The organism is Sphingomonas sp. CFBP 13733 (assembly GCF_014841795.1).
GTDB classification, from domain to species: Bacteria; Pseudomonadota; Alphaproteobacteria; order Sphingomonadales; family Sphingomonadaceae; genus Sphingomonas; species Sphingomonas aerolata.
Genome location: NZ_JACYUP010000001.1, coordinates 168,173 through 188,244, shown reverse-complemented (window position 1 = coordinate 188,244; position 20,072 = coordinate 168,173). Strand labels below are relative to the sequence as shown.

The 20,072-nt window shown below is 64.8% G+C and carries 12 protein-coding genes; 3 read left to right on the top strand and 9 right to left on the bottom strand.

The window, feature by feature from the left end; all coding sequences use genetic code 11:
* Positions 1-26: 26 nt before the first annotated feature.
* The 5 genes from IFT71_RS00685 to IFT71_RS00665 form a co-directional block, all read right to left on the bottom strand.
* A complete protein-coding gene (locus tag IFT71_RS00685) occupies positions 27-560 on the bottom strand; it encodes a Csu type fimbrial protein (RefSeq protein ID WP_192138791.1) in 534 nt (177 codons plus the stop codon).
* 190 nt (positions 561-750) lie between these two features.
* Positions 751-2,412, bottom strand: a complete 1,662-nt coding sequence (locus IFT71_RS00680) for a DUF5597 domain-containing protein (RefSeq protein WP_192138790.1) — start codon at positions 2,410-2,412, stop codon at positions 751-753.
* Between the two features lie 41 nt (positions 2,413-2,453).
* A complete protein-coding gene (gene galA, locus IFT71_RS00675; RefSeq protein WP_192138789.1) occupies positions 2,454-5,378 on the bottom strand; it encodes a beta-galactosidase GalA in 2,925 nt (974 codons plus the stop codon).
* Positions 5,379-5,592: 214 nt separating this feature from the next.
* On the bottom strand, positions 5,593-7,569 hold the full coding sequence (locus tag IFT71_RS00670) for a TonB-dependent receptor (RefSeq protein ID WP_342212590.1): 1,977 nt from the start codon (positions 7,567-7,569) through the stop codon (positions 5,593-5,595).
* A 12-nt stretch (positions 7,570-7,581) separates the two neighbouring features.
* The gene (locus IFT71_RS00665) at positions 7,582-8,358 is read right to left on the bottom strand and encodes a TonB-dependent receptor plug domain-containing protein (protein WP_192138787.1); all 777 of its coding nucleotides are present in this window, start codon (positions 8,356-8,358) and stop codon (positions 7,582-7,584) included.
* 271 nt (positions 8,359-8,629) lie between these two features.
* Here IFT71_RS00665 and IFT71_RS00660 point away from each other — a divergent pair, with 271 nt between their 5' ends.
* The 3 genes from IFT71_RS00660 (at position 8,630) to IFT71_RS00650 (ending at position 13,939) form a co-directional block, all read left to right on the top strand.
* A complete protein-coding gene (locus tag IFT71_RS00660) occupies positions 8,630-11,026 on the top strand; it encodes a glycoside hydrolase family 31 protein (protein ID WP_192138786.1) in 2,397 nt (798 codons plus the stop codon).
* Positions 11,027-11,126: 100 nt separating this feature from the next.
* Positions 11,127-12,758, top strand: a complete 1,632-nt coding sequence (locus tag IFT71_RS00655) for an alpha-L-fucosidase (RefSeq protein ID WP_342212589.1) — start codon at positions 11,127-11,129, stop codon at positions 12,756-12,758.
* 161 nt (positions 12,759-12,919) lie between these two features.
* Positions 12,920-13,939 (top strand): cupin-like domain-containing protein, encoded by a 1,020-nt coding sequence (locus IFT71_RS00650; protein WP_342212562.1) that lies wholly within the window; start codon positions 12,920-12,922, stop codon positions 13,937-13,939.
* Between the two features lie 32 nt (positions 13,940-13,971).
* Here the strand turns inward: IFT71_RS00650 and IFT71_RS00645 are convergent, their stop codons facing one another.
* Genes IFT71_RS00645 through IFT71_RS00630 form a run of 4 tightly spaced genes read right to left on the bottom strand, consistent with a single transcriptional unit; the run spans position 13,972 to position 20,014 of the window.
* A complete protein-coding gene (locus IFT71_RS00645) occupies positions 13,972-15,480 on the bottom strand; it encodes a tryptophan halogenase family protein (RefSeq protein ID WP_192139221.1) in 1,509 nt (502 codons plus the stop codon).
* Between the two features lie 3 nt (positions 15,481-15,483).
* On the bottom strand, positions 15,484-16,995 hold the full coding sequence (locus IFT71_RS00640; protein WP_192138785.1) for a tryptophan halogenase family protein: 1,512 nt from the start codon (positions 16,993-16,995) through the stop codon (positions 15,484-15,486).
* Positions 16,992-18,488 carry a tryptophan 7-halogenase gene (locus IFT71_RS00635; protein WP_192138784.1) on the bottom strand — a complete coding sequence of 499 codons (1,497 nt, stop codon included), beginning with the start codon at positions 18,486-18,488 and terminating at the stop codon, positions 16,992-16,994. The genes IFT71_RS00640 and IFT71_RS00635 overlap by 4 nt, the downstream gene beginning before the upstream one ends.
* Positions 18,485-20,014, bottom strand: coding sequence for a tryptophan halogenase family protein (locus tag IFT71_RS00630; RefSeq protein WP_342212561.1), 1,530 nt, complete (start codon positions 20,012-20,014; stop codon positions 18,485-18,487). The genes IFT71_RS00635 and IFT71_RS00630 overlap by 4 nt, the downstream gene beginning before the upstream one ends.
* Positions 20,015-20,072: the final 58 nt, after the last annotated feature.

Here is a 20,072-nt window from a genome sequence, read left to right as displayed (position 1 = left end):
GAGAACCCGGACGGCGCGCACCGCCGCTACCAGCTGAGCGTCACCTGTACCGTGTCGGTATAGGTGCCCGCCGGCAGCGCCAGGCCATTGCTCGACGCGCGGGCAAAGATCGGCAGCGTCAACGCCGAGGTGGCCGCGGTACCCAGGCTGATCTGCCTGCCGATGGTGATTTCGTCCTGCCGCGACGCGTCCGTATACAGCCGATACGCGACGGTCTGCCCCAGATAGGCCAGCTGACGGACATTACCCGCGTCGTTCGCGCCCGCCCCGACCGTGACTTTCGGCGCTAGGCCCGGCGTGCACAACACCGTGACCGCATTCGTGCTGCCTTGCGCGACCATCGTCGCATCGGCGTTGCCGAAGACGCCCGACTGATCGGCAAAGGCGATCGTCCCGATCCGCCCCATGGTCGCGGCGCTGTTGCCGCCATTCACCGCACAGGCCGCGAGGATGTTCAGGGACACACCGATCGTGCCGCTGGCGGTTTGTGCATGTGCCGATGTCGCCCCGCCAGACGCCGCGATCATGCCGACCGCAATGCCCAGAACCCTGCTCGTCATCTTACGGTAAATCATGATAAAACAGCCCTCCATTTGGGCTGTTCTCAATGGTCGCCAGTTAACAGGATGTTGAACAACCGATCTGGCCGACGATAGCTTTCGATCCAACGATTATGACATGGTTCCAATAAGATGACGGGTCTCGCGGCCGGGCATCGAACATGCCCCGATCTGACGACCGCGGTGGGCCCTAATTCGGATTGCCGACCGGGATGACCGGATTGCCCTTGTAGCTGCCAAGTTTGACATGGAGCACCTGCGCGCGATCGGTGAAGTTGATCCCGTAGTCGGTCTGATCGCCGTTCAGCACACGGTCGAACACCCAGTGCCCCTGCGCGTCGTAATGCCCCTCCTCGACCCGATCGTAGAGCATCGAACGTCCGCTGTTCGCATCCGCCAGCGCGAACGAGACCCGCGTATCGAACCCGGTCACGAGATATTCGTCGGGGCCGATCTCGGCGATAGCCAGACCGCCGGTCGGTTGCGGGTTGCCGGTCGGCTTGTCGGTGCCGAACTGATACTGGCCGAACGTCGCGGTGGCGCGGTACTTGCCGAGGTCCATGACCTGCCTGTGCTCGGCCTTGGGGTCGGTCGGCTCGGCCACGCCCCAGGTCTTGCCGGCAAAGGCCAGCCGGGCCCATTCCCGCATCATCGGCTCGAACACGCGGTAGTTGCGCGCGAACAGCTCCATCGTCGGCGCGTCCAGCGTCTTCGCACCGAGCGGGAAGTTGTAATAGCCGCTATCGTCCATGCCGAACGGCGCGAAGCCGAGCCCGCCCATCCCGACGACCGGATAGAAATACCGTGCGAACTCGGGCGCATTTCCCGTCTCCGGGATCAGCAGGGCGTTGTCGGCACGGCCGTAGAGCTTCAGATATTCGAGATACGCGGCATGATCGCGCGCATAGATATCGGGCGCGACCAGATCGAGCGACGGCGCCGCGGCCTTGTACACGTCGATCACGTGATGGATCGGCCCACCGCTCGAATAGGTCGTTGCCGCCTGCCGTCCGAAGGCCGAGGCGAGCGAGGCGTTGACGTACATCGGCACCGGCTTCACCGCCTTGCCCGCCGCCGCGATCTCCTCGATGTAGCGGGCGATCGACCAGGCGTGGAAATACTCGTCGGCATCGGCGCCGAACACCTGTTTCCAGCTGCCCGCGGACTTGCGGAACTTTTTCAGCAACGCCGCCGGGACCGGACCGTCGAACAGCTTCTGCGCGACCGGCGAGAAATCACGGACGCTGCCATAGGTGCCGGCCTCATTCTCGGGCTGGACCATGATGACGGTGTTCTGCGGATCGGCGGCCTTCAGATGCTGCATCAGCTTGACGAAGGCGCGCTTGTCCGCCTCCAGCGTCGACCGATGGAGCGGCGACAGCGCATAATGCGTCTCGCCCTTGGCGTTGGTCATCCGCGGGAACCGCGCGTTGTCGAGCTTGACCCAGGCGGGCGCATAATTGGGCGAGGTATTCTTCCACGTCGCGAACCACAAAAGGACGAGGCGCACCTTGTTCTGGCGCGCCTCGGCAAGCAACTGGTCGAGGAAGGAAAAGTCGAACTGCCCCTCGGTCCGCTCGATCTGCTCCCAAGCGATCGGCACCTCGACGGTGTTGGCGTGCATCGCGTGGATCGTCGGCCAGACCTTGGGCAGCATCGCCGGATAATTGCTCGAATTATTGACCTGCGCGCCGAGCATCAGCCACGGCGCGCCATCGACCATCAGCGCGTGATGCCTGTCGCGGGTCACCAACCTGGGTACCTCGGTCGCGGTCTGCGCGTGCGCGGTGCCGGTGAACAGTGCGGCGGCGAGGGTCAGGCCGGCGAGTGTGCGGGAGGGGCGGAAGATCATGATGCAGTACCTCGAACGAAAAACGGGAAAGCCGGCACGGATCAGTCCTCGACGAAGACGAGGCCGCCCAGGCCCGATGCGACCGTGCCATCGCTTTCGAGCAGGAGGGTGACGGTCCGCTCGCCGGGTCCTGGCGGAAAGGCGGCGCGCAATGTGGCGGCGGCGAAATCGGGCTTCGTCGCGGCGCGCTTGCCGTCGATCCAGATTTCGCCGCGCCCGACCAGATCCTTGAATACGATCGTCCCGCCCCGTTCGCGCGTGCCGCGGTGCGGGGTGAGCTTGGCGCGCAGCACGGTCCAGCGGCCACTGCCCTGCGGCGGCTGGATCTCACCCGCGCGGACATACAGCCAGCTGTTCATGTCATTGTCCGCCAGCACGATGTCGGGCGACGGCTTGGCGGTGGCGGCGGGCAACTGCCGCCAGTCCTGCACCGTCAGCGTCATGCGGGCGGGCGCGACGAACGGACGGGCCGGCGTGGCGAGGCGACGCACAATGCTGATGGCCGGGCGCAATCCCGCCGCGCTGGCCGAGAGCTTGACGGTGCCCGCGCCGCCGCCGCCCGCGCGAACGATCACCTGCGCCAGGCCGTTGAACAGGCGCCGACGATTGCCCTGTTCGGCTTCGTGGCTGACGGGATCGCCATTGCCGAGGCCGATGATCGTCCCGCCGCTGACCGCGAAGGTCACGTCGAGATTGGCGGTCGGCACATGCCGCCCGCGCGCATCGACGGCGTCGATCGTATAGGGCTGCACGTCCTCGCCATCCGCCGCCATCGCACGCCGGTCGGGCGTGATCCGCAGCGCCACCACCGCGCCGGTCGTCTCGACCACGCTGCGCGCGACCTCGCGTCCGCCGCGATAGCCGATCGCCTCGAGCCGGCCCGGCGCATAGGCCACCTGCCAGCTCGGCATCGTGTAGCGATCGACCTTCTGCTCGCCGATCAGACGGCCATCGAGCATCAGCCGCACGGATTCGACATTGGTCAGCGCCATCACCTTGATCGCCTGCCCCTCGCGGCCAGGCCAGTTCCAGTGCGGCATCAGATCGAGCAGCGGCACGTCGTCGACCCACTGCGCGCGGTGCAGATAGAAGGCCATCTTCGGAAAGCCGCACAGGTCCATGATCCCGAAATAGCTGCCCGCGGACGGCCATTCGAAGGGGGTTGGCTCACCGCGATAATCGAACCCGGTCCACACGAACGTCCCCGCGACGAACGGCCGCTCGGCGACCGATTTCCAGCCCTCGCGGTGGGTGCTGCCCCAGTCCGCCGGTTCCTCGTCATAGGACGCCATCACGTGCGCGGCGCGGTCGGTCTCCCACGCCCCGCGCGTCATGAAACTGCTGGTGTCCTCCGAACTCGTCAGCGGCAGCGTCGGGTTGGCGGCGTGGAACCGGTCATACTGGTCGCGCTGATAGTTGAAGCCGACCACGTCGACCGCCTGGCTGACATTGACCGGCGCAAACATCCCGCTGTTCATCGCCGCGGTGACCGGTCGGCTGTCGTCGAGCGCCTTCACCGCGACCGACATGCGGCGGACCATTTCGTAACCGGCGGGCGTCCCCTGCATCGGTTCCTCGTTGAACACCGACCACATGAACACGCTCGGCCGGTTGCGATCGCGACGCACCAGCCATTCGAGCTGGTCGATGTAATCGGGGCTGGTGTTGAAGTTGCGGTTCTCGCTCATCACCAGGAAGCCGAGCCGGTCGCACGCGTCGAGCACCTCGGTCGCGATCGCGCTGTGCGCGAAGCGGATCGCGTTGCATCCCAGGTCCTTCAGGCGCCGCAATCGCCAGTCCCACAGCGCATCGGGCACCGCCACGCCGACACCGGCGTGATCCTGGTGGTTGCACGTACCCTTGATCTTGAGCGGACGGTCGTTGAGATGGAAGCCCGTCGCGGCGTCGAAGCGCAGCGTGCGAAACCCGATCCGCAGCGTGCGTTCGTCGACGGCCTTGCCGCCGCGCATCAGCCGCGTCCGCAGCGTGTAGAGCGTCGGCGTGTCGATCGACCATAGCCGCGGCGCGGGGACCGGGATGGACAGCGTCGCGCTGCCCGGCTTCAGCGACGGCAGACGCGCCGCGGCGGTCTGCGTCGCGATCGTGCGGCCGTCGGGATCGATCAGCGACACCTCGATGCTCGCCTCGGCCGGGATCTTGCCGATATTGCCGAGCGTCGCGGTGACGGGGACGCTCCAACTGCCATCGGCGGCGCGGCGCGGGTCGGCGTGGATGCCATCGGTCGTGATGTAGGTCGCATCGCGTTTCGCCAGCCAGACATGGCGGTACAGCCCGGCGCCCTCGTACCACCAGCCCTCCATCGTCTGCGCATCGACCCGCACGACGATACTGTTCAGATCGTCGCCGAACCGCGCCAGATCGGTGATGTCGACATAGACCGAGTTATAGCCGCTCCAGTTGTGCGCGACGATCGATCCATTGAACCAGATCGTCGCATTCGTCGCGATCCCCCCGAACTGCAGCTCCAGATACCGCCCCCGGTCCGCCGGATCGAGCCGCAGCGCGCGCCGGTACCAGCCGAAGCCGCGCCGGCGATAGCCCTGCGAGACATTGGCACTTTCCTCGAACGGCATCGTCGATGCCCAATCGTGCGGCAGATCGACCTCGGGCCAGTCCGAATCGTCATATTGCATCGCCGCCGCACCCTGCGCCTGCCCCGCCTTGGCGCTGTTGTAGGACCAGCCATGGCCGCGGATTTCCGGCATCGGGATATCGCCGATATGGAAGCGCCAGCTGCGATCGAGCAGCAGCCGGCTGGGATCCTCGACCGGCGGGTGCAGCGGCAGATCTTCGCGGGTCGCCGGCATCGGCAATGCGCCGATCGCTGGCGCCCGCACCGGTGCAGCCTGCGCGACACCGTCCGTGGCCAGCGCCACGCCGATCGCGGTTCCGCTTCCCAGGAAATGCCGCCGGTTCAGCCGACCCGTCTCGTGCGCATCCGTCATCTCTGGCTTCCTATCCATCGCTGCCGGGCGGGCCCCGTTCGTTGCACCGTCAATGCTGGCGTTCGCATCAGTCGGACACTGGTGGGCGCCTTGGTGAGGGCATTGCAACCCCACGTCGCCGATCGCGGTGCTGTGCTACAGGTTCGGGTCGCGACAGCACACGGGATCGCACCTGAAGCCCAGGAGTCTTTCGAGCCCCCCGGGCTTCGGCCGGTCAGTAGTTTACGCGGAGCGTCGCGCCGAAACGGCGATCGACGACCGAATAGTCGCGCGGCCGGCTGTCCAACCCGAAGAACGTCTCACGCCGCGTGTTGAGCAGGTTGGTGGCATCCACCGACGCGGTGATGTTGGGCGTGACGTCGTAGCTGATCGAGGCGTCGAGCTGGCCGAACGCCCGGTCGTAGATCGGCAGATTGCCCGTCCCGCTGGCCGACGTGGTGCGGACGTAATCGTCGCGCCAATTGTATGCGACGCGCGCCGACAGGCCGTATTTCTCGTAGATGCCGACCAGATTGTAGCTGTTCTTCGACAGCCCCTCGAGCGGCACCGAGATCGGCGCGCCGGGGATCGCACCGGCGCTCGGATTGGGCGCCTTGGAGTCTACATAGGTGTAGTTTGCCTGCACCCCGAAGCCCGACAGCGGCCCCGGCAGGAAATCGAAGAACTGCTGATAGCCGATCTCGAACCCCTTGATCTTGCCGTTCGCGCCGTTGACCGGCCGGTTGATCTGATACTGCGTGCCGTCGATCACCACCGGATCGTCCACACGCGCGATGAAGCCGTTGACCGCCTTGTAGAATGCGGCTGCGTAGACCGAGCTGGTCTTGTTGAAATACCATTCGAACGAGACGTCGAGCTGATCGGCGCGCAGCGGCTTCAGATCGGGATTGCCCGACGAGCCCCGCCGGCTGACGGGATCGAACGTCAGGACCGAGTTCAGCAGGTTGTAATCCGGTCGCGTCAGGCCCTTCGACGCGGCCAGGCGCAGCTGCAACGTCTCGGTGATCGGGAAGCGGATGTTCAGGCTCGGCAGCACCGAGGTGTAGCTGTTGGTCTGGTCGATCGGAATCGTCGGACCGCCCGACGGCGTCTGGAAGCCGGCGACATTGGTCTTGGTATTCACGATGCGCACACCGAGATTGCCGTCGAACGGCAGGATGGTCTCGGACTTGAACCGCGCGACCCAATAGCCGCCGATCGTCTGTTCCGAGACGTCGTTACGACCAGTCGGCAGATATTCCGGAACGGCGACCTGCCCGTTGGGATAATAGGAGGCGAAGGTCTGGCGCACCGCGTTCAGATCGCCGCGGATCACGTCGAACGGCGGGATCAGGAAGCTGCCGAGCCCAGCCGCATCGCCGCGGAAGAAGTTCTTCACCGGCACGGGATTGTAATAGCCGGGGATCGCCGAGAGCGGCGTACGCGGCACGCGTGGCGTATCGAACAGGTCGACATAGCCGAACACCGGATTTTCGACGACCGCGTTCAGCTTGGTGTACCGCACACCCGCCTTGATCGACGTGAAGAAGCCGCCATCCGTCTCATATTCGACGTCCTGCCGTACCGACCATTGGTCGTTGTGGCTGCGGCTGCTGGAATCGAGGATGTAGAGATAGGAAAAGTTCGCCGGATCGGTGAGGAAGCTGGGCGACCCTGCCCCGGTCACGCCGATCACGGGCAGTTTGCCGGTAATGTCGACGCTGAGCGTGTTGGGCTGGTCGCTGCCAACGCCGAGCGCGAAGAACTCCGTCTTCGTGCGGCTGTCGACATAGCTGACATCCGTTGTCAGCGTGAGCTGGCTCGTCGGATTGAACTTGAGCCCGCCCGAATAGGATGCGGTCTTCGAGCGGCGATCGCTGCGATAGGTATTGCCCTCGACGAACACGTTCTGGAACGTGCCGCTCTGGAACTCGCCATTCTCGTCGAACGTGAAGCTGCTCGCCGGCCCCGGCGTGATCGGCGCACCGCCGCGGCCGAACGGGTAGACGAGATAGCCGACCTGGTTGAACTTGTAGTTGGCATAGTCGAACTGGCCATAGACTTCGAGATTGTCGGCAGGCTTCCACTGGACTGCCGCGGAAATGCCGATGCGGCGGCGATCGCCGACATTGTTGAACTGGCCGACGCCGTTGGGCACGATCACCGCGTCGGCGGCATCGGCCGTGCTGCCGTTTCCGGTTCGATCGACGATACCGGTCCGCAGCTAATATGGCTCGATCGACAAGGCATCGGTACGATAGGCGCCGCGCTGGAGCGATCCGTTGAGCAGGAAGCCGATCTCGCCCAGACCGGTCTGGTAGGTGTCGGTGATCAGACCGGAGAACGAGGTCTTGGTCTTGTCCGCCAGGTCGTGATGCGTGACACGCGCGCTGCCGCTGATCGTCGGCTTCGAAAAGTCGAACGGCATCCGCGTGCGCAGGTTGACCGTGCCACCCAGACCGCCCTCGATCACGTCGGCGGCAGGGTTCTTGTAGACGTCGATCCCGGCGAGCAGTTCGGAGGGGATATCCTCAAGGCTGATCGTGCGGCCGTCGCCCGCGGTGAAATAGTCGCGACCGTTCAGCTCGGTACGGACCTGGGTCAGGCCGCGGATCGCGATCCGGCTGCCCTCGCCCTGGTTACGCTCGATCTGGATGCCGCTGATCCGCTGCAGCGCCTCGGACACATTGTTGTCGGGCAGCTTGCCAATGTCTTCTGCAACGATCGAATCGATGATCTGACTGGCGTTGCGCTTGCGCGCCTGTGCGCTCCGAAGGCTGGCGCGGACCCCGGTGACCACGATGTCCGCATCCGCATCCGCATTCGCAACGTCGCCGCTCGGTGCGACGGTACCTGCTTGCGCGCCCTGATCGATCGGTGACGGGGCGACCTCTTCGGCCGTGTCGGGAACGATAGCGGGCGCCTGCTGGGCGCTCGCGGCTACCGTGAATACCGAGACAATTGCGAGGGCAGATGCCCCGCTTGCCAGAGCCTTGAGCATACAAGCCGAACGGAATTTTACGCGGTTCAAACACTATCTCCCCAGGATACCGAACGGACCACCGTTCGAAATTTGTGCCGCAGTTTGAGCCATGAAGCGCTCTGCGGTCGAAGTGTGGTATCGGTATCAATGGGCGAATTGTCTGACAAGTCATATTTTTGGCGGAGAATTTGGTTGATCTGTAGCGCGGACCTGCAATTATACGACAAATTTGCCGCTTTGGCGAAGTTTGCGGTACCATAACGGGCACAGACCCGCGGAGAGGATTTCAATGCATATCGCCCCATCCCGTGTCGTCACGCAGCCGTCCGACGATTCCCGCAGCACGGTATCGCCGGGCTGGTCGCGCCTGATCGCGCGATTTGCCATTGGGGTTTCGCTGGCGACGATTGCGACGAGCGGTTTTGCGGCGCCGATCGCGACGGTCGATCGCAACGGCAGCCTGGTTTCAGTCGAGGCCTATGCCCCCAACATCGTCCGCGTTACGATCGCAACCGACCGCGGGCAGGTCGACGCCCCCCCCGGCGACGGTCCCAACGCCAAGCCCAATGCCGCGGGCTGGACGCACCGCAACGATGCAGGGGCCGATATCTTCACGTCCGCTGCGCTGTCGCTTTCGGTCGATGCCAAGCCCTGGCCCAAGGCCCCCACGCAGATGGAGCGCTATTTCGCGCCATCGCTGCCGCCGGTGTCGGTGACGATCCGCAAGCCCGACGGCACGATGCTGACGCAGATGACCGGGTGGGAGATGGGGCCGCATACCGTCAACGGCGAAAAGACGTTCCGCGTCGGTGCAAGCTTCGCCTCCCCCGCCGACGAGCATTATTACGGGCTGGGCCAGAACCAGGAAGGCAAGCTCGACCTGCGCGGCCGCACGATCGACTGCCGCCACAATTACGATGCGCCCGCGGGCGAGACGGTCTGCGTGCCGTTCATGGTCACCAACAAGGGCTATGGCATCGTCTGGGACAATCCATCCTCGACCGTCGTGTCCCCTGGCCTGCACAGTGCGACGCACTGGCAGTCGGAAGTCGGCGAGCGCGTCTCGTTCTTCGTCATCACCGGCGCCACCACCGACGAGATCTATGCCGGCTACGCCACGCTGACCGGGACGACCCCGCTGCCGCCAAAGGCCGCGTTCGGGCTTATCCAAAGCAAGGCGCGGTACGAGACGGAGAAGGAACTGCTCGGCATCGCTGACGGGTATCGCAGCCGCGGCCTGCCGCTCGACATCATGGTGCTCGACTGGTTCTACTGGTCGCGCATGGGTCAGCTCGACATCGACCGCACCTATTTTCCCGACCCCAAGGGCATGAACGACAAGCTCAAGGCGATGGGGATGCACTCGATCATCAGCGTCTGGCCCCGTTTCGAGAAGGAATCGCGCTACTTCAATCTGCTGTCGAGCAAGTCCTGGCTGCTGAAGGACAAGGATGGCAACGCCGTCGACGGCCTGCCGATCCGATCCGATCGTGCAGGCGCCTTGCTCGACAGCACCAACCCCGACGCGCGCAACTGGTTCTGGGAGCGAATCCGCGACAATATCGCCAGCCAGGGCTTCGACTGGTTCTGGCTCGACGAGACCGAGCCCGATCTCGTGCCCGACGGCAGCTTCTATTCGATCGGTTCGGGCGACCGTTATCACAACGTCTTCCCGCTGCTCCACACGATGAGCGTCGCGGACGGGTCGGCACGGGATCGCCCCACGATGCGCAACCTGATCCTGTCGCGCGCCGCCTATCTGGGCGCCCAGCGCAATGGCGGGCTGTTCTGGTCGTCGGACATCAAGTCGACCTGGGAGGCGCTGCACCGGCAGGTGCCCGCCGGACTCGGCTTCACCGCGAGCGGCATGGCCTATTGGGGCAGCGACATCGGCGGCTGGCAATGGCCGAACGGGCCCAAGGCGACCCGTCAGGTGCTGCTCGATCCGGCGGGCGCGACCGCGATGGCGCCCGACTATGCTGATTATCCCGAGCTGTTCACACGCTGGTTCGCCTATAGCGTGTTCACGCCGACCTTGCGGATCCACGGCCAGCGCCCGGCCACCGCGCTCTGGGAATATGGGACCGCGGCCGAGCCGGTCCTCGCGAACTTCCTGAAGCTGCGCTATTCGCTGATGCCGTACATCTATTCGCTCGGGCGCCACACCTATGATAGCAATGCGCCGATGATGCGCGCGCTGTTCATGGATTTCCCGAACGATCCCAACGTCGCCGACATGGGCGATGAATATATGTTCGGGCCCGCCTTCCTCGTCGCCCCCGTCACCGAACAGGGCAAGACCAGTCGCCAGGTCTATCTGCCGGCCGGGGCAGACTGGTATGATTACTGGACCAACCAGCGCTTCACCGGTGGGCAGACCGTCACCGCGAACGCAGCGATCGACAGGATCCCGCTGTTCGTGCGCGCCGGGTCGATCATCCCGATGGGCGTCCAGGTCCCGAGCACCGCGACGGCGCAGTCGCTTGAGGCCATTCGCGTCTATCCCGGCGCGGATGCCAGTTTCGCGCTCTACGACGACGACGGCGTGACCAACGACTATCGGACCAAGGGCGGACGCAAGGCGACCCTCCGCTGGGACGACAAGACCCGGCGCCTGACCGCGTCGGGCAAGCTGCCGACCGGGCAGGACGCCGCATCCCTGGTCCAGATCGTAGCACCGAAGTGATCGGTAGCCGCGTCATCGCACAGCTCCTGATGGAGTTGCCGACGTCAACGGGCGCGCGCGTTGACGGCGCGCCCGCCAGATCCGTCGCAACTCCGTGAGCATCGACCTCAGCCGTCGGTCGGTTCTCGCCGGTATTGCTGCACTCGGACCCGCAACCCATGCGCTCGCACAGAGCCCGATGGGGCTGGCGCGGGGCCCGGTGCAGCCAACCTGGCAATCGCTGGTCGATCACTATCGCTACCCCGAGTGGTTTCGTGATGCGAAGCTTGGCCTGTGGTCGCATTGGGGCCCGCAATCGGTGCCCGAGCAAGGCGACTGGTATGGGCGCTTCATGTATATGCAGGGCCATCCAGCGTACGAACATCACCTCAAGACCTATGGCCATCCGACCCGATCGGGGATGATGGAGGTGATGAACCGCTGGACCGCAGCGCGCTGGGACCCCGACGCGCTGATCGCGCGCTATGCCAAGGCGGGGGCGAAATATTTCGTCTCGCTCGCAAATCATCACGACAATCTCGACTGCTACGACAGTCGCTATCACGCCTGGAATTCGCTTCGCCTCGGACCGAAGCGCGACGTCGTCGGCATCTGGGAGAAGGCCGCGCGCAAGGCCGGGCTGAAGTTCGGCGTCTCGAACCACGCGGCGCACAGCTGGCACTGGTATCAGACCGCCTATGGCTATGATCCGGTCGGCCCGCGCAAGGGACAGCGCTACGACGCGTTCACGCTGCGGGCCGCCGATGGCCACGGCACATGGTGGGACGGGCTCGATCCGCAACAGCTCTATACGGGCGCGCACGCGGTCCTGCCGAACGGCATCGACACGATAGCGGCGATGAACGCCTGGCACGATGCGCATGACGGCCAGTGGATCGAGACGCCGCCGCCGAACGACCCGTCCTATGCCGCGAAATGGCTGCTCCGGCAGACCGACCTGATCGACAAATACAAGCCGGACTTCTGCTATTTCGACGATTACGAGCTGCCGTTCGGCCCGATCGGGCTGCAGGCGGCGGCGGATTACTATAACCGGTCGATCGCTTGGCACGGCAAGATTGATGTCGTGCTGACCGCCAAGCAGCTGAAACCCTATGCCCGGTTTGGCCTGGTGCAGGACGTCGAACGCGGCTTCACCGACCATCTGTGGGACGAGCCGTGGCAGACCGATACCTGTATCGGCGACTGGTTCTACAATGTCGCGCGCCTGAACGACAAAAGCTACAAGACCGCCGAGCAGGTCATCCAGCGGCTTGCCGACGTGGTGTCGAAGAACGGCAATTTGTTGCTCTCGATCCCGCAGCCCGGCGACGGCTCGATCGACGGCGAGGAGGAAAAGATCCTCGACGGCATGAGCCGCTGGATCGCGATCAATGACGAGGCGATCTTCGGCTCGCGACCGTGGCGGATCTACGGCGAAGGCCCGACCAAACTGCAGACGGGCATGCAGAACGAGCAGTCTGCAGGGGTGTTCACGCCGCGCGACGTGCGCTTCACCACGAACAAGGGCGCGCTCTATGCGCTGTTCCTCGGCTGGCCACGCGGCGACGTGACGATCGAGGCCCTTGCACGCCACCGCTTCGCCGACGGCGTCGTCGAGCGCGTAACGTTGCTCGGCGGCGACCGCATAGCGCACCGCCGCGACCCGCACGGCCTGCATTTCGCAATGCCCGCCGACCGCGGCGACGGCTTCGTTCCGGTCGTAAAAATCGAGGGCCGCGGCCTGATCTAGGGCGTCGCGTTTCTCGGGGCTCGGCCATTGCTCCCCGTTGAGCGGACGTTCGAAGATCGAATACGCGGTCGCCACCAGCTTCCCAGCCAGTTATATCCGGAGAAACCGGGGTAGCGCAGCGCCAAACTTCTTGGCGGGGCGGGATGAAAGGATGACGAGGGGTGAGCAATCTGGACTGGGCGCGCCCGCTTGCCGAGCGTGCGCGGGTGGACTCAGCAACGTTTGAAGCCGAGATCCTGAACCGTGGTGAGCCGGTCGTCCTGCGTGCTCAAGTCTCCAACTGGCCATCCGTCGTGGCGGCACACGGCGGCGCCCGGCATGCGGCGCAATACATGGAGAAGTTCGACGGTGGTGTCCCTGTTCAGGTGATGGCGGGGCGGCCGGAGATACAGGGCCGCTTCTTCTACGACGATGCCGTCCAGGGTTTCAACTTCAACCGTCAGATGGTTCCGTTGCGGTTGCTGTTGTCGGAATTGCTTCGGTTTGAAAACGATCCCGCGGCGCCCGTTCTCTATGCTGGGTCTGCGCCGACAGGACAGCTCCTGCCCGGCTGGAGCGAGGCAAACCCGCTCGACCTGACGCTACCGGGCGCGAAGGCACGGGTGTGGATCGGCAACACGACCCGGATTTCGACCCATTACGACGGATCGGCAAACCTGGCGTGCGTCGCGGCGGGCCGTCGCCGCTTCGTCCTGTTCCCACCCGAGCAGCTCGAAAATCTTTACGTAGGGCCGCTCGATCATACGATGGCGGGGCAGCCGGCGAGCATGGTCGACCCCGATGAACCCGACCTGGAACGCTACCCGCGCTTTGCCGAGGCGATGCGCCATGCGCGGGTCGCGGACCTTGGGCCCGGCGACGCGATCTTCATTCCGGCACTGTGGTGGCACAATGTGCGCTCGTACGAGCCGCTCAACATATTGGTGAATTATTGGGCCGAAGGGACCGAGGCGACGAGTCCGTTTACCGCGATGATCCACGCCCTGATGGCCGTACGCGACCTACCGCCGCGCGAACGCGCGGTGTGGCGGAAATGGTTTGATCACTATGTGTTCGACGACGCGGCCGACCGGGTTGCCGATCACCTGCCCGAGGCAGCACGCGGGGTGCTCGGAGCGGAGTCGCCATCGCGGACGGATCGCATCAAGCAGTATCTGCTCCACGCATTAAGCGCGCGATAAGCCTTCCCGGTGTCACCTCTGCCGCCCGGACGTCAAGCCGCAGTGCGACCGATCTGGTCGAGGAACTGCTGGTGCGACGGCATGCGTTCGACCGCCAGCCGCATCGCATTTGCAATGTGCGCCATGCGCTTGTCGAGTTCGCCTTGGGGCAGCAGATCGGCGAGTGGATGGTAGCGCCTTGGAACAAGCCCCTGCCCATGCATGACCGCGAGCCAGCTCGTCTCGCTGAACAGTTCATTGTCGTGGCGATATAGCCGGCCATTCTCGCGAAATATCGCGATGCGCTCTTCGAGCGACGTGGGCAACGCCATGCTCCGGCAGTACCGCCACAGCGGCGAATCATCGCGGGTCGTGGTGGCATAATGCAGGATGATGAAGTCGCGCACCTGCTCATATTGGACGCGCGTGCGGCGATTATAATAGTCGATGTCGTGCTGGTTAAAGCGACGATCCGGAAAGTTGGTCAGCAGGCGCGCAATGGCTGACTGGATCAGGTGGATCGATGTCGATTCGAGCGGTTCGAGAAAGCCGCTCGCGAGACCGAGCGCCACGACGTTGCGGTCCCAGGCCTTGTGACGGACGCCGGCCTTGAACTTCAGGAAGTTGGGCTCCGACAGAGGATCACCGTCGAGCGCGGCGTTCAGACCGGCGAGCGCTGCATCATCGCTCAGGTGATCGGAGCAGTACACGTAGCCGTTGCCGGTGCGGGACTGGAGCGGGATGCGCCATTGCCAGCCGGCCGCCTTGGCGGTGGCGCGGGTATACGGCAGCGGGTCGATGGTCCGGCGGCAGGCGCGCGCCACCGCGCGATCGCAGGGCAGCCAATGGCTCCAGTCCTCGAAGCCGGCGCCAAGCGCTTCGCTGATCAGGAGGCCGCGAAAGCCCGAACAGTCGATGAACAGGTCGCCCGCAACGCGGCTGCCGTCCTCCAGTGTCACCGCCTCGACATGACCATTGCTGCTTTCGAGGGCGACATCGACGATGCGCCCTTCGGTGCACCTCACGCCACCGGCCTCGGCCCGCTCGCGCAGGTAGCGGGCGTAAAGCGATGCGTCGAACTGGAACGCGTAACTGATCGTCCCGAGCGGCGAGCCGGCGCGGCTGTGGTCGGGACGCTGAAAACGCTGGGCCCGCGCGGCATCGGCGCCGATGCTGAATCGGTCGAGTTCGAGAGCCCCTCCGAGTTGAGCCTGACGCAGCCAGAAATGATGGAAGTGCAAACCCTCCATTTCCTGACCATAGGTGCCGAACGGATGAAAATAGCGGTCGCCGATGCGACCCCAATCGACGAACTCGATCCCCAGCTTGAACGTCGCGGCGGTGCGGCGGACGAAATCGTCCTCGTCGATCCCGAGCAGCCTATTGAAATATTGCAGGTGCGGGATGGTCGCTTCGCCGACGCCGACCGTCCCGATCGCCTCTGATTCGATCAGCTCGATCTCGACCGCGCGACCCAGGACGCGGGACAGGGCTGCAGCCGCCATCCACCCGGCGGTGCCGCCACCGACCACCACGATCCTGCGAATGGCAAGTTCGTCCATCACTCAGCCCTCCGTCGCGGCGCAGTAGGACGCAAGGAAGCTCGCATGTGTCGGCATGCGCGATGCAGCGTCCTTCATCGCCGACGCCATGAATTGCAGGCTGTTCGCCACGTCGCGCGCGGGCAGCGCCGCGACGATCGGATCGCATCGTTTGGGCATGATTCCCTGGCCCAGCATCACCGCCACCCAGCTCGGGCGGGCAAAAAGCTCGTCATCATAGCGGAAGATGCGCCCCGTTTCGCGGAACAGGTCCAACTTGTGCCTGAGGCTGTCCGGCACGGTCATGGTCCGGCAATAGCGCCAGAACGGCGTATCGTCCCTGTTCGTCGCGACATAGTGCAGCACGATAAAGTCTCGTACCTGCTCGAATTTTTTCTGCATGTAACGATTATATTCTACTCGGAGTATATCGGGCATATCCCCGTTGGGAAACAGCGAGATGAAGCGGCTGATTCCTTCCTGGATCAGATACAGCGACGTCGACTCAAGCGGCTCCAGAAAACCAGCGGCAAGCCCGATCGCGATACAATTGCCGCGCCAAAACTGCCGCCGGTGCCCGGCCTTGAAACGGATCGAGCGGGGCTCTGCAAGAAGCGTGCCCTCGACCCCCTTGCGCAGGACCCTCTCCGCTTCGTCATCGTCCATGAAGCTGCGGCTGTAGATGTGGCCATTGCCGACGCGGCGTTGCGTCGGGATCCGCCACTGCCAACCGGCGGGGCGCGCCGTGGAACGGGTATAGGGCGGGGGCGGTCCGACATGCGCGCTCGGCACCGCCAGCGCGCTGTCGCACGGCAGCCACGCGCTCCAGTCGACGAAATCGATGTCGAGCGTCTGCCCGGTCAGCAGCGCGCGAAATCCCGTGCAGTCGAAGAAGAAGTCGCCCTTGACCTGCGCACCCGAGTCCATCGTCACGGCGGCGATGCCGTCGCCCTGCGCGGTCCGGTGAACCGCATTCACCACGCCCTCGATGCGCTTGACGCCCCGCTTTTCGGCGTAACGCCGCAGATATCGCGCGTACAGCGTCGCATCGAAGTGATAGGCATAGCGAAGATGCGAGAACACCGATCGCGGGTTCGGGTCAGGCAGGGCGAAGCGACCCGCGCCGGCGGCAACCGCGGAGAGGCTGTAGTCCTCGATCGGTGCAGTGCCGCCATCCCTGTTCAGGCGCAGCCAATATTGGTGGAAGTCGATCCCCTCCATGTCGACACCGTGCTGGCCAAAGGGGTGAATGTAGCGGTCGCCCTTGTGACCCCAGTCGACGAACTCGATCCCGAGTTTGAACGTCGCCTCGGTGGCACGCATGAACTCGGCTTCGCTGATGCCGAGCATCTGGTTGAAGACCAGCATGTCCGGAATGGTGGCCTCTCCGACACCAACGGTGCCGATCGCATCGGACTCGATGACCGTGATGGACACGTCCTTGCTTTCGACAAGGCTGGAAAGCGCGGCGGCGGTCATCCAGCCGGCCGAGCCGCCGCCGACGATGACGATGGATCCTAGGGGGGCCTGCGTCATTTGCGTGGATCCTGGCGGAGATAGCGTTCCAGTTGAGTCATGTAGACGTGGTTCGACGGCAACGCGGCGGCGGCACTCGCGACCTGCTGTGCCGCATCGTCGAGATAGCGGCGGACCCGTTTGGCATCGGCGCGGTCCGCCAGGCGATCATGGCGTCGCGGACGTCGGCCGATACCGAAGTGCATGATCAGCCAGTCCTCGGGATGAAAGGGCTCGAGATCGTAGGAGACGAGCAACCCGCGTTCGGCGAACATCGCGAGCTTGTGCTCGAGTTCCGCGTCCGGCGTGACGCGCGCGGCGCGCCAGAAATCGCTGTCCGGCAAGGCGGACGTTTCGAGAAGCGCGCGGGTGAAGCGCAACGCATGATCGTGATCCTCGCCATGCCTGCGGTTATATTCGCGTTCTTCGACGGTCATCGACGCAGTTGAAACGGGGATCAGCGTCATCAGCCGTTCGATGTCGCGTTCGAGCAGCATCATGGGGGCCGGTGTGAGGGGCTCGACGATGCCGGCCGCGTGTCCGATACCGACACAGTTCCCCGCCCAGGCCCGTCGGCGCCGCCCGAGCGTCGCAGACGCGCTCAGCCCGCCTATTGTGTTGCACGACGCAGTTGCATCGGAGACCGTCAGCGACCGCGTCGATCCGCGCAGCGGCGTCTGCGCTGTCCAGCCCTCGTCGCGAAACGCAACAGTGCGAACGGGCGGGCCGAGCCGGGCCTCGGCCACGTCGTCTGCGGAGATCTGCAGCGCGCGCCCGCCCAGCCAAGGGGAGTCGAGTCGGGAGAGGAGTTCGGCCGACGGTCCGCTGCAATCGAGATACAGGTCGGCCGTCACCGATTCGGCACCATCGAGCGCGATGCCGGTGATCGCTCCGTCGCCCACCGTGACCCGGGTCAGCGCCCCCTTCAGATGGTGGATGCGGCCGGGCGGTACGGCGGCGGCGAAACACCGGGCGTGACTTGCCGGGTCGAAATGATAGCCATATTCCGCACGCGCCAGCGGCTGCTGACCGGCAGCACCAGGTGATCGCGGGGGATGCGCAAACGTGCCCCGACTTCCCGCGACGGCACCGAGAAGAAACGGGTCAAGCCGCGTCATGCCCTGCTGTACCAGATACTGGTGCATCAGGACGCCGTCGATCACCGGCAGCGCCAGGTTGAAGCACTGGATCCAGGATCGCCCGCCTTCGGCCCAGTGCGCATAATTGCTGCCCCAGGAAAAGGCGGCGGAACTGCCAAGTACGAGAGCGGGTTCGGTGACACCGGCCGCCAGATTGAACGCATAGCTGCCCGGACCGGAGACGCTACCGTAGAAGAGGTCGGTGCACCGGTGATCGCTATCGATCTCTGCAAAGGTGATCTGCACGGTGTCCGGGAGCTGGCGCGCAAGCGTCGCGACCGTCATCCAGGCGGCAAGCCCTCCGCCGCAGACCAAGACGTGGCTGACGCCGTTGCCCGAGGTAAACGCAGCGGATGCGCCCGGTCCGTCGATCAAGCCCCGGCAACGGCCAGACGCGCCGCTCCTCCGCTTTCCCGGATAAAGGCGGTGTGCTCGGGTGTCCGCCTTACCGCAGCATCTACCTTCGCGCGCACATCCATCGCTCTGGCCGTCAGAGCATCGACGCTTATGTTCTCGACGCGCGGATCATGCCGCTCGGGAACGAGATTCTGACCCAGGAACACCGCGACCCAGCTCGGCGACAGGAAAAGGCCGAACTCGTACTGGATCAGGTGACCGCGGGTACGCCAGGCCTCGATCCGCTCGGACAGGCTGTCGGGAAGGCGAAGATTGCGGAAATGCCGCCACATCTCGCTGTCGTCACGTTGCGTCGCGACGTAATGCAGCAGCAGGAAGTCGCGGATGCGCTCATAGTGAAGGCCTATGCGCCGGTTATATTCCGCGATGTCGCGCGCCCCGAACCCCTTGTCCGGGAAGACCGCGAGCAGTTCGGTGATGCCATCCTGGATCAGGTTGATCGACGTCGACTCGAGCGGCTCGAGGAAGCCGCCTGCCAGCCCGATCGCCACGACGTTCTTTTTCCAGAACTCGCGCCGCCGCCCCGTCGTGAACGACAGCCGGCGCGGTTCAGCCTGCATCGGTGCGTCGAGCCCGGCAACGAGCTGGTCATGCGCCTCGTCATCGGAAATGAAGCTGCTGCAATAGACATGGCCGTTGCCGACACGGTGTTGCAGCGGGATCCGCCACTGCCACCCGGCGGTGCGTGCGGTCGCCCGGGTGAACGGGCGCAGCGCGCCATTGCTCTGCGTCGGGACCGCGATCGCCCGATTGCACGGCAGCCATGCGCTCCAATCGTCATAGCCGCTCTGCAGGGCGGTCTCGATCAGCAGTCCGCGAAATCCGGAGCAGTCGATGAACAGGTCGGCGGATAGCGTCGTGCCGTTCGTCAGCACGACATCGCGCACAAAGCCGGTTTCACCGTCCTGTACGACCCTGACCACCCTCCCCTCGGTGCGCGACACCCCCCTTTTCTCGGCAAAGCCTCGGAGAAATCGCGCATAGAGCCCCGCGTCGAACTGATAGGCATAACCAAAGGTCGACTCGACGGCGTCCAGGTCACCAGAGGGCCGTCGAAAGCGGCCCTGCTCCGCGGCGATGACCGGGTAACTATATTCGTCGATCCGGCTCCGGTCTCCCGATTGGCGCAGCTTCAGCCAGTATTGATAGAAGGGCACGTCGTTGGTCGTCGGCCCGAAATCCCCGAACGGGTGGATATATCGATCGCCGCGGCGGCCCCAGTCGCAAAACTCGATCCCCAGTTTGTAGGTGGCCTCCGTCGCCCGCATCATTTCCGCTTCGTCGATGCCGAGCGCGAGGTTGAATGCTCGAATATGCGGCAGCGTCGCTTCGCCAACGCCCACGGTGCCGATCTCGTCCGACTCGACCAAAGTGATCGCTATCGGGAGCCCCGCCAGCTTGGCCGCCAGGGCGGCCGCGGCCATCCATCCTGCGGTGCCGCCGCCGACAATGCAGATGCTGCTAATGTCAGACTGTTCTGCCACGAACGCCCACCACGTATCTTGCGGGTGCACCACAATATGGCATCGCCGCTGCCCCTCC